At 45.6% G+C, this 344-nt stretch carries 1 protein-coding gene; it reads left to right on the top strand.

Annotated features, from left to right (window positions below; all coding sequences use genetic code 11):
- A partial coding sequence (locus tag SB822_RS55655; RefSeq protein WP_410858918.1) for a hypothetical protein occupies window positions 1-227 on the top strand: 227 nt, incomplete at its 5' end.
- Between the last annotated feature and the right edge of the window lie 117 nt (window positions 228-344).

Here is a 344-nt window from a genome sequence, read left to right as displayed (position 1 = left end):
CTTTTGAACACGTGACTATCCAGCCGCTAACGCAGCCGCAGCGTTCCCCATTACGTCAAGTTAAAACCGCCGACCCGCTTACAGCATTGGTTGCAATAGCTTGCCGGACCTTCCCATTGGCGACGGTTCCAGTTGGCGGAAAATTCTGCAGGAATGCAAATTATAATTTCCAAATCTGGAAGAAATTATATATTTCTTTCAAAATAGAGAAGTTGGAAGAAAAATAATGGATGATATATCTGAGAATCCGAAATCCAGCGCCGCACTTAACTCAAGTCTGGTGAAGGCAATCCATATTTTGAAAGGTCTGGCATTCAGCACCGAGTACGGCGTGCGGCTGATCG

It is taken from the genome of Paraburkholderia sp. SIMBA_054 (assembly GCF_046534875.1).
Lineage (GTDB): Bacteria > Pseudomonadota > Gammaproteobacteria > Burkholderiales > Burkholderiaceae > Paraburkholderia > Paraburkholderia hospita.
This window is presented reverse-complemented; position numbering and strand designations above follow the sequence as displayed.